Source organism: Umezawaea sp. (assembly GCF_057122925.1).
The window spans coordinates 69891-83108 of the sequence record NZ_DBNGPQ010000110.1 but is presented as its reverse complement, the minus strand read 5'-3'; the positions used below and the strand labels follow the sequence as shown (position 1 = coordinate 83108).

General features: G+C 72.4%; 14 protein-coding genes. 7 read left to right on the top strand and 7 right to left on the bottom strand.

Going from position 1 to position 13218, the window contains the following annotated elements:
- Positions 1-219: 219 nt before the first annotated feature.
- Positions 220-1227, top strand: a complete 1008-nt coding sequence (locus AC156L_RS25720) for an EcsC family protein (RefSeq protein ID WP_330883369.1) — start codon at positions 220-222, stop codon at positions 1225-1227.
- Positions 1228-1285: 58 nt separating this feature from the next.
- The gene (gene pgm / locus AC156L_RS25715) at positions 1286-2923 is read left to right on the top strand and encodes a phosphoglucomutase (alpha-D-glucose-1,6-bisphosphate-dependent) (RefSeq protein ID WP_330883367.1); all 1638 of its coding nucleotides are present in this window, start codon (positions 1286-1288) and stop codon (positions 2921-2923) included.
- A 44-nt stretch (positions 2924-2967) separates the two neighbouring features.
- Here the strand turns inward: pgm and lysS are convergent, their stop codons facing one another.
- Positions 2968-4605 carry a lysine--tRNA ligase gene (lysS, locus tag AC156L_RS25710; protein WP_330883365.1) on the bottom strand — a complete coding sequence of 546 codons (1638 nt, stop codon included), beginning with the start codon at positions 4603-4605 and terminating at the stop codon, positions 2968-2970.
- Between the two features lie 33 nt (positions 4606-4638).
- Positions 4639-5274: a hypothetical protein gene (locus tag AC156L_RS25705; RefSeq protein ID WP_330883363.1), complete on the bottom strand. Its 636-nt coding sequence runs from the start codon at positions 5272-5274 to the stop codon at positions 4639-4641.
- An 18-nt stretch (positions 5275-5292) separates the two neighbouring features.
- Between AC156L_RS25705 and AC156L_RS25700 the strand changes: the two genes are divergently transcribed.
- Positions 5293-5460: a hypothetical protein gene (locus AC156L_RS25700; RefSeq protein ID WP_330883361.1), complete on the top strand. Its 168-nt coding sequence runs from the start codon at positions 5293-5295 to the stop codon at positions 5458-5460.
- Between the two features lie 192 nt (positions 5461-5652).
- Positions 5653-6270, top strand: a complete 618-nt coding sequence (locus AC156L_RS25695; RefSeq protein ID WP_330883359.1) for a hypothetical protein — start codon at positions 5653-5655, stop codon at positions 6268-6270.
- Here the strand turns inward: AC156L_RS25695 and ilvA are convergent.
- Entirely contained in the window at positions 6263-7504 is a 1242-nt protein-coding gene (gene ilvA / locus AC156L_RS25690) for a threonine ammonia-lyase IlvA (RefSeq protein ID WP_330883357.1), read from the bottom strand. The two genes, AC156L_RS25695 and ilvA, sit on opposite strands and share 8 nt — an antisense overlap.
- A 65-nt stretch (positions 7505-7569) precedes the next feature.
- Between ilvA and AC156L_RS25685 the strand changes: the two genes are divergently transcribed.
- The 3 genes from AC156L_RS25685 (at position 7570) to AC156L_RS25675 (ending at position 9835) form a co-directional block, all read left to right on the top strand.
- Entirely contained in the window at positions 7570-8346 is a 777-nt protein-coding gene (locus AC156L_RS25685) for an isocitrate lyase/PEP mutase family protein (protein WP_330883355.1), read from the top strand.
- 114 nt (positions 8347-8460) lie between these two features.
- Positions 8461-8928: a DUF732 domain-containing protein gene (locus AC156L_RS25680; protein ID WP_330883353.1), complete on the top strand. Its 468-nt coding sequence runs from the start codon at positions 8461-8463 to the stop codon at positions 8926-8928.
- Between the two features lie 43 nt (positions 8929-8971).
- Entirely contained in the window at positions 8972-9835 is an 864-nt protein-coding gene (locus AC156L_RS25675; protein ID WP_330883351.1) for an SDR family oxidoreductase, read from the top strand.
- Here AC156L_RS25675 and AC156L_RS25670 read toward each other — a convergent pair.
- From AC156L_RS25670 to AC156L_RS25655, 4 genes are all read right to left on the bottom strand, one after another.
- The gene (locus AC156L_RS25670; RefSeq protein ID WP_330883349.1) at positions 9804-10277 is read right to left on the bottom strand and encodes a MarR family winged helix-turn-helix transcriptional regulator; all 474 of its coding nucleotides are present in this window, start codon (positions 10275-10277) and stop codon (positions 9804-9806) included. The two genes, AC156L_RS25675 and AC156L_RS25670, sit on opposite strands and share 32 nt — an antisense overlap.
- A complete protein-coding gene (locus AC156L_RS25665; protein WP_330883347.1) occupies positions 10255-11343 on the bottom strand; it encodes an LLM class flavin-dependent oxidoreductase in 1089 nt (362 codons plus the stop codon). Before AC156L_RS25665 ends, AC156L_RS25670 begins: the two co-directional genes overlap by 23 nt.
- Before the next feature lie 80 nt (positions 11344-11423).
- Positions 11424-12569: a CU044_5270 family protein gene (locus tag AC156L_RS25660; protein ID WP_330883345.1), complete on the bottom strand. Its 1146-nt coding sequence runs from the start codon at positions 12567-12569 to the stop codon at positions 11424-11426.
- The gene (locus AC156L_RS25655; protein ID WP_330883343.1) at positions 12562-13122 is read right to left on the bottom strand and encodes an RNA polymerase sigma factor; all 561 of its coding nucleotides are present in this window, start codon (positions 13120-13122) and stop codon (positions 12562-12564) included. The genes AC156L_RS25660 and AC156L_RS25655 overlap by 8 nt, the downstream gene beginning before the upstream one ends.
- Positions 13123-13218 lie beyond the last annotated feature (96 nt).

Here is a 13218-nt window from a genome sequence, read left to right as displayed (position 1 = left end):
GGGGCTCGACCCCGAGGCCGGTTCGGGGTCGAGCCCCGACCCCGGACCGGGTTCCTCCCCGAGGCGCTCGACCCCGCCGGTCGGCAGGCTGGAACCCGACCGGGGCCACTGCTGATCGACACCGGGGTTCCCGCGGGCGCGAACGGGTACCTACCTGGCGGCGACCCCGCCGGGGCGGAGAACCGAACGCGATCACGGACGAGTAGGTAGGTTGGTGGGATGTCGGTCAGCAGCGGGATGTCCGAGTACGACAGCAGGGCGTGGGCCTCGCTCATCGAGGGCGAGCAGACCACCGAGCGCTCCCTGCTGCCCGCTGTCGTGCGGAACCGCCTCCAGAGGACCGGTGAGGTCGCCAAGCGCCGCATCGACTCGATCCCCGGCTCGGAGAAGTTCCAGGACCTGCTGATGAAGGCGCTCGGCGGCTTCACCGACCTCGGGTCGCGCGCCGCGCGGGCCAGCGTCCGGTCGAGCGCGGTGGTCAAGTCGTTCCAGAAGCGCGGCCACGCCGTGGAGAGCATCGAGGACATCCGCAAGCTGCCGCTCAAGGTGCTCGACGACGTCAAGCCCCGGCTCGACATCGCCTACATCAGCGCCTCCACGGTGCAGGGCGCCGCCGCGGGCCTCGCGGTCTCCGGCGGCGAGCTGCTCGGGCTCGCCAGCGGCGGCGCACCGGGCGCGGGCGTCGTGGTCGGCGCGATGGCCGCCGACGCCGCCGCCGTGCTGGTCGCGAGCCAGCGCGCGGTCGCCCACGTCGCCGCCTACTACGGCTACGACCTGACCCGGCCGGAGGAGCAGATGTTCGCCCTCGGCGTGCTGAACCTGGGCACGTCGTCGGACGTCACCAAGGCCGCGGCCTACCTGGAGCTGAACAAGCTCGTGCAGGGCCTCGCCCGCAAGCACACGTGGGACCAGCTGCGGCAGAACGTCGTCACCAAGGTCGTCGAGCAGGTCTACGCGCAGCTCGGCATCCGCCTCACCCAGCGCAAGCTCGGCCAGGCCGTGCCGGTCGTGGGCGTGCTGATCGGGGCGGGCATGAACGCGAAGACGCTGTCGCGGGTCGTGGACGACGCCGAGCACGCCTACCGCAAACGGCACCTCCAGGAGAAGTACGGCATCGTCGACGACGTGCCCCTGCCGACCGTGACGGCGGTGCGCGACGACACGATCCCTATCGTGGACATCCTGGACGCGGAGATCGTCGAGGCAGAGCCCGACGTGTCCCCTTGACCTCGGTGCGCGCGGAGGGGTCTGCTCTACCCCGCAGCCCAGAGCGAGGAGAACACCCGTGGCAGTCCACCCGCGCGCCGGTCAGCCCGCGACGCGAGCCGACCTGGTCGACGTAGCCCACCTGGTCACGTCGTACTACGCGGAGCACCCGGACCCGTCGGTCGCCGAGCAGCGGGTCGCGTTCGGCACCTCCGGGCACCGGGGGTCGGCGTTGAGGACCGGCTTCACCGACGACCACATCGCCGCCGCCTCGCAGGCGGTGTGCGAGCACCGGGCACGGGCGGGCGTCACCGGCCCGCTGTACCTCGGCCGCGACACGCACGCGCTGTCCGAGCCCGCGTTCGTCACGGCGCTGGAGGTGTTCGCGGCCAACGACGTGCAGGTGCTCGTCGACAGCCGCGAGGGCTACACGCCCACGCCCGCCGTGTCGCTGGCGATCCTGGTCCACAACGCCGGTCGCGTCGACGGCCTCGCCGACGGCGTCGTCGTCACCCCGTCGCACAACCCGCCCGAGGACGGCGGCTTCAAGTACAACCCGCCGGACGGCGGCCCCGCCGACTCGACCATCACCAGGGGCATCCAGGACCGCGCCAACGAACTGCTGGAAGCGGGCCTGGTCGGCGTCAAGCGCATCCCGCTCTCGCGGGCCCGCCAGTCGGCCAAGCCGTTCGACTTCCTCGACCTCTACGCGTCCGAGCTGCCGTCCGTGGTCGACCTGGACGCCATCCGCTCGGCGGGCGTGCGCATCGGCGCCGACCCGCTGGGCGGCGCGAGCGTCGCGTACTGGTCGGAGATCGCCGACCGGCACGGCATCGACCTCACCGTGGTCAACCCCGTCGTGGACCCCGCGTTCGGGTTCATGACGCTCGACTGGGACGGGCGCATCCGGATGGACTGCTCCTCGCCGTACGCGATGGCGTCGCTCATCGAGCGGCGCGCCGAGTTCGACGTGGCCACCGGCAACGACGCGGACTCCGACCGGCATGGCATCGTGACCCCCGACGGCGGCCTGATGAACCCGAACCACTTCCTCGCCGTGGCCATCGACCACCTGTACTCGCACCGCTCCGACTGGGCTCCTTCCGCGGCCATCGGCAAGACCGTGGTGAGCTCGTCGATCATCGACCGGGTCGCCTCGTCGCTGGGTCGACGGCTGGTCGAGGTGCCCGTCGGGTTCAAGTGGTTCGTGCCGGGCCTGCTGGACGGTTCCATCGCGTTCGGCGGCGAGGAGAGCGCCGGGGCGTCGTTCCTGCGGCGGGACGGGCGGGTGTGGACGACCGACAAGGACGGCCTGATCCTCGCGCTGCTCGCGTCGGAGGTCATCGCGGTGACCGGCAAGACTCCGTCGGAGCGGTACCGGGAGCTGACGGCGTCGCTGGGCGACCCGGTGTACGCGCGGATCGACGCGCCCGCCACGCGTGAGCAGAAGGCGGCGCTGGGGGCGTTGTCGCCGTCGCAGGTGGCCGTGGAGGAGATCGCGGGGGAGAAGATCCTCGACCGGCTGACCAACGCGCCCGGCAACGGGGCGGCCGTGGGCGGGTTGAAGGTCGTGATGGAGTCGGGCTGGTTCGCGGCGCGGCCGTCGGGGACGGAGGACGTGTACAAGCTGTACGCGGAGTCGTTCAAGGGGCCGGAGCACCTGGCGCTGTTGCAGCAGGAGGCGCAGACGGTGCTGGACGGCGTGCTGGGCTCGTAGGGACGGAGGTGGGGGCCTCCTCGCGGAGGCCCCCACCGGTCAGCTCAGTCCGACAGCAGCTTGCGCACGCGGTCCGCGCCCACCGCCAGCAGCAGCGTGGGCAGGCGGGGACCGGTTTCGACGCCCACCAGCAGGCGGTACAGCAGCGCGAAGAACGCGCGCTGCGCGACCTTCAGCTCCGGCGTCGGCTTGACGTCCCTCGGCAGGCCCGCCTGGTCCTTCGGCACGCCGTAGACGAGGTCGGTCAGGCCGTCCAGCGACCAGTGCGTGTCGAGCCCCGCGACCAGCAGGCGCAGTGATTCGCGCTGCTGCTCGTCCAGCGACGCGATCAGCTCGACGTCGGCGTGCTCGCGGACGCGGGTGCGCTGCTCCAGCGGGACCTGGTTGGTGATCCAGTGCGCGGCGCGGTCCAGCCTGGGGCGGACCTCGTCGAGCGTCTCGACCGGGCGTGAGGGGTCCAGGTCGCGGATGATGCGCAGCGTCTGCTCGGGGTCGCCGGTCGTGATGTCCACGATGGACGCCAGCGTGCGGTAGGCGATCGGGATCGGCGTGCTGGGCAGCGGGCCCGCGGCCGTGCGGACCGCGCGGTCGTGGGCGAGCGCGTCCACGGCGACCGCGGTGCCGTCGGCGAGCTTGCGCTCCAGCGCGTCCCACTCGTCGTAGGTGCGCTGCACCTCCTGGTCGAACGCGATCTTGAACGACTGGTTGGGCTTGCGGCGCGCGTACAGCCAGCGCACCAGCGGCGCCTCCATGATGCGCAGCGCGTCGCCCGGCGTGGGCACGCCGCCCTTGGAGCTGCTCATCTTCGCCATGCCGGAGATGCCGACGAACGCGTACATCGGGCCGATCGGCTGCTTGCCGCCGAACACCTCGCGCACGATCTGCCCGCCCACGACGAACGACGAGCCGGGGGACGTGTGGTCCACACCGGACGGTTCGAACACGACACCCTCGTAGGCCCAGCGCATGGGCCAGTCGACCTTCCACACGAGCTTGCCGTGCGTGTGCTCGCTGAGCAGCACCGTCTCGGCGTGGCCGCACACGCAGGTGTACGACAGCTCGGTCGTCTCGTCGTCGTAGGACGTGACCGTCGTCAGGTCGCGGTCGCACACCGAGCAGTACGGCTTGTACGGGAAGTACTGCTCCTCGTCGTCCTGCTCCGTGACGGGCTTGTCCTTGGTGCGGTACCGGTCGAGCACGGCGTCGATCGCCGCCCGCTCGCGCACGGCCAGCAGCACCTGGTCGCGGTAGGCACCCGAGGTGTACATCCGCGTCTGGCTGACGCCGCGGTACTCGATCCCCAGCTCGGCGAGCGCCTCGATCATCGGCGCCTTGAAGTGCTCGGCCCAGTTCGGGTGCTCGCTGCCCTCGGGCGCGGGAACGGACGTCAGCGGCTTGCCGATGTGCTCGGCCCACGACGGGTCGATGCCGACGGGCACCTTGCGGAACCGGTCGAAGTCGTCCCACGACAGCAGGTGCACGACGTCGTGGCCGCGGCGGCGGATCTCGTCGGCCACCAGGTGCGGCGTCATGACCTCGCGGAGGTTGCCGAGGTGGATCGGGCCGGACGGGCTCAGGCCGGACGCGCAGACGATGGGTTTGCCGGGCGCCCGGCGTTCGGCTTCGGCGATGACGTCGTCTGCGAAACGGGAGACCCAGTCGGCCTCGGTCTGAACCTGCATGGGTCCGATTGTCCTACGGCGTGCCGAGCGCGTTCACGCCGGGATGTCGACCGCGATCTCCGCGCTCAGCTCCGCGCCCAGTTCCAGCTCCAGCCCGTCGCCGCTCCAGAACCTGCCGGGGTCGTACCAGTTGACCCGCCGACCGGTCGGCAGCAGACCCATCGCCTCGTAGGTGACCGCCACGACCTCCGCGCAGTACGCCGTCTCCAGGGCCGCGTCCGGCTCGCCCCGGCGCAGCTTCGGCAGCCGCCCCCGCAGCCACCGCGTCGCCAGCTTCGCCGTGGACGGGAACGGCGTCCCGTCCAGCCGCGCGATCGTCCTCAGCACGGCGTCGTCGGTCTCGCGGGTGTGCGCGTGGTCGAGCTGCCGCAGCCACGCCCGCTGCCCGTACCTGTTCGCCCACACCAGCACCGCGCTGCGCAGGTCGTGAAGCTGGACCCCGCGCTGGTGCGTGCCGGTCCACACGTCCGTCAGCGACTTGCCCAGCTCGGCGTGCCACATCAGCGGCGGCAGGTCGTCGATCACCACGGCCATGCCGACGTGGTTGACCGGGCTGTTCGTCGTCATCCGGATCGCGCGGTCGGCCGCCGAGTCGCCCCGGAACAGCCACACGTCACCGGTGCGGGTGAGGTTGACGGCTTCGTCCAGGGTGATCCGCGTTTCGGCCATGGGCGCTAGCCTAGGCAGATGAAGCTGTGGAAGGTGCTGGGGCTCGCGGGTGTGGTCGGAGTGGCCGCGACCGGGGCGGTGGTGGCCCGTGCCGAGCGCAAGCGGCAGGCCTACACGCCGGACGAGGTCCGGGAACGGCTGCACGCGCGCATCGCCGAGGCGGAGACCGCCGAACAGGTCAGGTGAGCGCGCGTCGCCCTTTCTCGCGGCACGTCGTGGTGGAACAATGGTTCCCGCGGTCGGGGAATCCGCGGTCCACCGGAGGCGACGCTGTACCAGGACGATTCCTCGACCCGCCCGCATTCCGGCGGGCGCAGCAAGAACACGATGTCGGGTTCGGTGCGCGGAACCTCGGTCCAGGGCGGTTGGATCGGTTCGGTGAACATCGCCCCGCAGCCTCCCCCGTGGCGGAAGGCGCTGGTGGTGGCCCTGGTCGCACTCCTGCTGGGAGTCAGCGCCGTGGTGGTCGCGATCGTGCTCGACGGTTCCGAGAAATTCACCCCACCCGCGCACGATTCCAGCACCACCGGAATTCCGCCCACCTCGGGAAAGGCGTCGGAAAGGACCGAACCGGACACCACAACGACGGCGAAGGGGATTCCCCTCACCACCACGGCGAGACCCGCGGTGGAATACCGCGTCGAGGGTCCCGTGCGGACCGGGGGAGCGGAACTCGGCGCGTCGACCGGGTACGACCTCGACCGCGATCGGGGAGCGTTCCCGAGCGAGGGCGCCGACGTGCTCCTGGACTGCTGCGCGCTGCACGCGCTCGCCGACGGCGAGATGAGCTTCCCCCGCGGCGACCAGCCCGCGGACTGCCTCGACCAGCCCACGCGGCAGGAGCTGGCCGTGGGGGAACTCGGGGAGCACCCGACCCTGTGCGTCGTCACCGACCGGGGCGCGCTGGCCACGGTGCACGCCACGCTGGTGTCCGGTCCGCTGGAGAGCGGCCCGCGCGTGTCGGTCACCTACGAGCTGTGGACGGTGTCTAGATGAGGAACCGGTACGCCGTCGTGCCGGGCGCCACGTGCTGGATCCTCAGCGGGCTGGCCTTCATCCTCGCCCACAGCGGGTCGTAGTCCTCGCGGCTGCCGATCTCCACGCCGCACAGGGCCGCGCCGGTCTCGCGGTTGTCGCGCTTGACGTACTCGAACAGGACGATGTCGTCGTCCGGGCCGAGCACCTCGTCCAGGAAGCGGCGCAGCGCGCCCGGCTCCTGGGGGAACTCGACGAGGAAGTAGTGCTTGAGGCCGCGGTGCACCAGCGAGCGCTCGACGACCTCGGCGTAGCGGCTGACGTCGTTGTTGCCGCCGGAGAGCAGGCAGACGACGGTCTCGCCCGGCTCCACGGAGACCGACTCCGCCAGCGCGGCCGACGCCATCGCGCCCGCGGGCTCGGCGATGATGCCGTCGACCTGGTAGAGGTCGAGCATCTCGGTGCAGATCTGGCCCTCGGAGACCGTGACCAGCGACGCGCCCGAGTCGCGGACCAGCGGGAAGCTCGCGTCGCCCACCCGGCGCACGGCGGCGCCGTCCACGAACGTGTCGACCTCGGGGAGCGTGACCGGACCACCCGCGGCCAGCGCGGCGATCATGCTGGCCGCGCCCGCGGGCTCCACGCCGACCAGGCGGGTCTCCGGGTGGCGTTCGGCCAGCCACGTGCCCAGACCCGCCAGGAGACCGCCGCCGCCGACCGGGACGACGACCACGTCCGGGGCGCGGCCGAGCTGGCCCAGGACCTCCAGGCCCACCGTGCCCTGGCCGGTGATGGTGCGGACGTCGTCGAACGCCGGGACGACGGTGGCGCCGGTCCTCGCGGCGTGCTCGGCCGCCGCGGTCGCCGCGTCGTCGTAGGTGTCGCCCTCCACGACCAGGTCGACCACGTCGCCGCCGAGGGAGGCGATGCGCTGGCGCTTCTGCCTGGGGGTGGTGCTGGGGACGTAGACGCGGCCGCGCACGCCGAGCCTGCCGCACGCGTAGGCGACGCCCTGGCCGTGGTTGCCCGCGCTCGCGCAGACGGCACCGGCCTCGCGTTCCGCGTCGTCGAGCTGGGCCAGGAGGTTGTAGGCGCCCCGGAGCTTGTAGGAGCGGCCCACCTGGAGGTCCTCGCGCTTGAGCCACACGTCGGCGCCGGTCGCGGTGGAGAGGCGGTCGTTGCGCTGGAGCGGGGTGGTCAGGGCGACGCCCTGCAGCCTGGCGGCGGCCGCGGACACGTCATCTGCGAAGGACATGGACCGGGATTCTCCTCCGCGAGGGTCGCCGCGCGCGCACGAGGGCGGCGAATAGGGTCGGGGGTATGAGCTCACTCGCCTCCAAGGCCACGACGTTGTTGGACCTGCACCGCGCGCCCTCCCTGCTGAAGGTGGTGAACGTGTGGGACGTCATCTCGGCGACCGTGGTGGCCGACGTGCCGGGGACCACCGCGCTGGCCACCGCCAGCCACTCGATCGCGGCCTCGTACGGCTACCCGGACGGGGAGAAGATCCCCGTCTCGCTGATGATCGAGGCCGTGGGGCGGATCGCCGCGGCCGTGTCGCTGCCCGTCACGGCCGACCTGGAGGCCGGGTACGGCAATCCGGGCGAGACCGTGCGGCGCGCCATCGGGGTGGGCGTCGTCGGGGCCAACATCGAGGACCAGATGAAGCCGCTGGGCGAGGCCGTGGCGGCCGTCGAGGCGGTGCTCAAGGCCGGTGAGGCCGAGGGCGTCGACTTCGTGCTCAACGCCCGCACGGACGCGTTCGTGCTGGGCCGGGACCGGGACCCCGCCGACGTGCTGGCCGACGCGGTGGAGCGCGGCAAGGCCTTCCTCGACGCCGGGGCGCCGGTGGTGTTCGTGCCCGGCCCGCTGGACGAGGCCGCGGTGTCGACGCTGGTGGAGGCGTTCGGGCCGCAGCGGCTGTCGGTGATCGGCGCTCCGGGGAGCCTGCCGCTGGCCCGGCTGGAGGAGCTGGGCGTGGCGCGGGTCTCCTACGGGCCGTTCAGCCAGCAGGTGGCGCTGACGGCGTTGCAGGACCTCGCGGTCGACGTGGTCGCGGGCGGCGGGCTCCCCGAGGGCACCCGACGGCTGAACTGAGGCCGCCCCGCGGTCCGGGCGCACGGCCCGGACCGCGTGTCCGGCGTCGGCGGCCGGGCCGCTACGGTCGGGCGTGCTGGGCGGGTGTCGGGCAACGGTCTGGGGAGGTCCACCTTGAGGTGCCGCGTCGTCGTCCTGGCCGCTGTCGTCGTCGCGGTCGCCGCCGGGTGCGGCGACTCCTCGTCGACCACGGCCCCCGCGTCCACCACCACCACCTCCGGTTCCGCCACGTCCTCCGCCGGTGCGGCGCCCTCGGAGCCCGCCGCGTCCGGCACCCCCGCGGCACCGCCGTCGGCCGCCGCGACGGGCACGACCGGCTCCCCGCCCGCCGCGACGCCCCCGCCCCAGCCGCCCCCGCTCCAGGACAGGGCGGCGCTGTTCCTCCAGGCGCTGACGGCGGCGGGCGTGCCCACCAGCACGAGCGGGGCTGCCGAGGTCGAGACCGCGCGGGGCGTGTGCGCCGCACTGGCCGCGGGGACGCCGAGGGTGAAGGTCGTCGACGACCTCGCGCTGCGGGGCGGGTTGACGACCGAGGAGCAGGTCGACGCGCTCGTGACCGCCGCGGAGACGACCTACTGCTGATCGAGGGCGGTGGTCGTCCTGCACCGCTCCTAGCCTCACCGCCATGACTGATCACAAGACGATCCTGGTGACCGGTGCGACGGGGACGGTCGGAGGGCACGTGGTCGGGCGGCTGTCGGCCGCCGGTCACCGGGTCCGGGCGCTGACCAGGGAGCCTTCGCGGGCGGCGCTTCCCGCGGGCGTCGACGTCGTCCGGGGCGACCTCGCGGACGTGGACAGCCTCGACGGGGTCTTCGACGGGGTCACCGCCGCGCACCTGATCACCTTCGACAGCGCCGCGTTCGGACCGTTGACCACGGCGGAGGAGATCGTGGCGCTGGCGGAGGAGGCCGGGGTGCGGCGGGTGACGGTGCTGAAGGGCGACCTGGAGCCGAGCCCGCTGGAGGTGGCGATCGAGGCGAGCGGACTGGAGCGGGTGTTCCTGGCGCCGGTCGAGTTCATGGCCAACACCCTGGAGTGGGCGGAGTCCATCAAGGCCGGGGGCGTGGTGCGGGAGGGCTTTCCGGACGTGCCGAGCGCGCTGGTGCACGAGGCGGACATCGCGGCCGTCGCCGTCGTGGGGCTGACCGGCGCGGACCACGGGCTCGACCACTGGATCACCGGGCCGGAGGCGCTGACGCCGCGCGAGCGGGTGCGGATCATCGCCGACGTGCTCGGCCGTGAGGTGGAACTGGTCGAGTTGAGCAGGGACGAGGTGGTGGCCGGGTGGCGGGGGAGCGGTTTCGCGGAGGAGGAGGTCGAGTTCTTCCTGCGCATGCGCACCGACCCGCCCGAGGCGGGCTACCGGGTGCTGCCCACGGTGGAGGAGGTGACGGGCGTGCCCGCGCGCACGTTCGCGTCGTGGGTGCGCGAGCACGCCCCCGCCTTCTGGGCCGCTAGTCCGGAATGGACTCCTGGGCCAACCTGAGCTTGTCGCACAGCCGCCGCAGGGTGCGCAGCTCCTCGTCGTCCAGAGCCGTGCCGACGTAGCGGCGGATGCCGGCGGTGTGCCGCCTGCCGACGGTGCGCCGCACGGCCGCGCCCGCCTCGGTCAGCACGACCACCGTGCCGCGCCCGTCGGCGCGGTCCGGTTCGCGCGCGACCAGGCCCGCCGCCTCCAGGCGCTCGACCATGCGGCTGAGCGAAGGCTGGCTCAGGAGGACCTCCCGGTTCAGGTCGCGCAGCCGGGCCCGCCGGTCCGGCCTGCGGCTCAGCGTGAAGAGCACGTCGTACTCCCGCAGGCTGATCGGGTCCCACACGTCGTCGGCCGCGAACCGCCGCAGGAGCGCGGACTGCGCTCGGAAGAGCGCCTCCCACGACTCCGCGGCGAGTTCGGTGCGGCTGGGCTCAGCCGACGGGGGCGGCGTCACGGGCCAGCTTCCTCGACGCGTGGGTGGGCGGGTCGGACGGCACGTCGGCGGGCCTGCGGGCGTCGAACTCCCGGCGCAGCACCGGCGCGATCTCGCCGAGCATGTCCAGCTGCTCCAGCACGACCTTGAGCGGCAGGCCGGCGTGGTCGAGCAGGAAGAGCTGGCGCTGGTAGTCGCCGAAGAACTCCTGGAACGTCAACGTCTTCTCGACGACCTCCTGCGGGCTGCCGACCGTCAGCGGCGTCTGCGCGGTGAAGTCCTCGAGGGACGGTCCGTGGCCGTAGACGGGCGCGTTGTCGAAGTACGGGCGGAACTCGCGGACGGCGTCCTGGGAGTTGCGGCGCATGAACACCTGGCCGCCGAGGCCGACGACCGCCTGGTCGGCGCGGCCGTGGCCGTAGTGCTCGAAGCGCTCGCGGTAGAGGTTGATCAGCCGGATGTAGTGCTCCTTCGGCCAGAAGATGTTGTTGGCGAAGAACCCGTCGGCGAAGTAGGCGGCGATCTCGGCGATCTCCGGGCTGCGGATCGAGCCGTGCCACACGAACGGCGGCAGGTCGTCCAGCGGGCGCGGCGTGGAGGTGAAGCCGTGCAGCGGGGTGCGGAACTTGCCCTCCCAGTCCACGACCTCGTTGTCCCACAGGGTGCGCAGGAGCTGGTAGTTCTCGACGGTGAGGGCCATGCCGTCCTGGATGGACTTCCCGAACCACGGGTACACCGGCGCGGTGTTGCCGCGGCCCAGCATCAGGTCGATGCGGCCGTCGGCGAGGTGCTGGAGCATCGCGTAGTCCTCGGCGATCTTCACCGGGTCGTTCGTGGTGATCAGCGTCGTCGACGTGGAGAGGATCAACCGCTCCGTGCGGGCCGCGACGTGGCCGAGCAGCGTCGTCGGCGACGACGGCACGAACGGCTTGTTGTGGTGCTCACCGGTGGCGAAGACGTCCAGGCCGACCTGCTCGGCGTGCTCGGCGATGGTGACCATCGCCTTGATCCGCTCGTGCTCGGTGACCGTGGTGCCGGTGGTGGGGTCCGGGGTGACGTCCCCGACCGTGAAGACGCCGATCTGCATGGTGCCTCTTCCAAAGTCGATGCGTTTGCATGAACATTGAGGTGAACACCAGGCAGACCGGCGTCTATTCCCCGAGGTCACTAGGACGCGGGGACCACGCCGATCGCGTCGGCGACCTTCGTCGTCACGGACACGCTGCCGGTCACGGTGCCGGGCTTGATCCAGGGGTAGTCCGCCTGCTCCTTCGCGACGGTCTGCTCGCCGATCACCTCGCCCTTCTCCGGGTCCACGATCAGGTCGCGGCGCTCGGAGTCGCTGTCCAGGCCGAGGGCGATGCCCGTGCGCCCGTCCGGGGTGCTCGCCTCCTCGACGACCTTCACGCCGTCGATCTTCGCCATCGCGCGCAGGAACGGTCCGCGCAGGTCGGCGGGCATGATCCCGGAGGTCAGGAACTGGATGCCGAAGTGGAACATCGTGGTCGGGGCCGAGCCGCGCTGGGAGGTGTAGTCCCTGAGCCACGCCAGCAGCTGGTCGGGGTCGCGGGGGAGGTCCTCGTAGAACGCGGGCTGCGCCATGTCGGTCTTGTCGCCGCAGACCTTCTTCGGCTGGGCCTTGGGGAAGAAGTCGCCGCACGCGCCGCGCCGCTCGCCCGTGTCGGTGTCCACCGGCTGGTACGCGGGCACCTCGGACGCGGGCGTGGAGCTGCCGATCAGCTTCGCGTCACCGGCGACGCGCCTCTCCAACCACTCCCGCGTCACGTCCCCCGGGATCCAGGTCTGGTAGGTGACGTCGGCGAGGTACGTGTAGCCGGTCGGAGCGCTCACGACCTCCTGCGAGGTCCCGACCTGGAATCCGCGCAGGTAGGAACCCCTGACCTCGATGTACCGGTACTGGCCCGGCCTCAGCTCCGGGTCCGTCGCGGTGATCTTGTCCGCGGTGTCGTTCAGCACCTGGGAGGCCGAGAGCAGCGACACGTCGCGCTTGGTGGGCTGCTGCGAGGTGGTCGGCTGGGCCGACTGCGCCGCGGGCTGCCGCTCCGGCGCCCCGCCGCTCCCGCCGAAGGCGACGGCGCCCCCCACGAGCGCGGCCGCCGCGGCGGCGACGCCGACGACCAGCCCGCGCCTGCGGAAGGGCGACTTCGACGGAAAGGAGGCGGGTGCGCTCGCCGAGGACGCTTCGGCCATGAGCTTCGCGCGGGCGTCGTCGAGCGAGCGGTCGGACACGCGGGCCTCCAGGTGCAGCGAGGCGAGCGCCTCGTCGAGTTCGTGGTCGCCGCGCTCAGTCATCGCGGTTCTCCTCGTCGGTGGGGCGGAGGTGCGCCTTGAGCTTCTGGCGCACGCGGTGCAGGCGTGATCGGACGGTGCTGGCGGGCACGCCGAGGGCGGCGGCGACCTCGACCGGTTCGAGCCCGGCCCACGACGTCAGCAGCAGCACGTCGCGCTCCTGCTCGTTCAGCGCCGCCAGGCCGTCGGCCAGGAGCCGGGTGTGCCGCTGGGCGTCCAGGCGGTCGACGATCTGCGCGTCGTGCTCGGTGCCCGCCTCCCGCAGCGCGTAGACGCGTGCGGAGGCCCGGTAGCCGCGGATCTCCGTGCGGACGTGGTTGCGCGCCAGGTTGGTGGCGATCCCGTACAGCCAGCCGCGGACGGGGGCCTGCGCGGGGTCGTAGGTGGCGCGTCTGCGGAGGGCCACCAGGAAGGTCTCGGCGACCAGGTCGTCCGCGATGTCGACGCCGACGCGGCCCGCCAGGTACCCGTGCAGCGCTCGGGCGTGCGTGTCGAACAGCCTGGCGAACGCGGCCGCGGGTTCCGCGTTCGCCAGGTCTGGACGCGTCTCGTCCACGTCCGGTGCGCCTCGCGCTCGTTGTGCTCTGCGTTCCTCGATCCGGTTCACGCTGGTTCTTGTCCGGGGACGCCGCCGGCGTCCCCGGACGGGCCC